1 protein-coding gene is annotated in these 509 nt (G+C 61.3%); it reads right to left on the bottom strand.

The annotated features are described in order from the left end of the window. On the bottom strand, nt 1-509 hold a 509-nt coding region (locus tag IVB12_RS35475; protein WP_247307086.1), incomplete at both ends, for a transposase.

Here is a 509-nt window from a genome sequence, read left to right as displayed (position 1 = left end):
CGCGCGCCGTTTGGACCTCGTAAACGCAAACGGTCGAGCTTGAGAATGCGCTTGAGGTGCGCGAACAACATCTCGATTTTCTTGCGGAGCCGGCGCGAGGTGCCTCCCTCCCACGATCTCGCGATCTGGCGCGCCATGTCGCGAGCGCCCTCGTAGATCGAGCGGGGCACCCTCCGTGAAGCCTGCTTGGGGCAGCATCGGGGCTTCAATGCGCATCGATCACAATCGCGCTTGCTGGCGAGGTAAAGCATGGTGGCACCATCATTCACCAACGTTCCGGTCGTGGTAAGAACTTTGCCACCAGGGCAACGATAGATGTCCCCAGCATGGTCATAGGTGAAGTCGTCGCGCGAGAAGATCCCGTCTGTGCGGGCCGATTTGTCGAACACTGTAACGTGCGGCTCGATCCCGTGCTCATAGACCAGCCAGGCGAGCATCTCGGCCGAGCCATAGCCGCTGTCACCGAGGAGCCGGCTCGGATAGAGATCAAACCGCTCCAGCGAGCGCTC

The organism is Bradyrhizobium sp. 179 (assembly GCF_023073535.1).
Lineage (GTDB): Bacteria > Pseudomonadota > Alphaproteobacteria > Rhizobiales > Xanthobacteraceae > Bradyrhizobium.
This window is presented reverse-complemented; position numbering and strand designations above follow the sequence as displayed.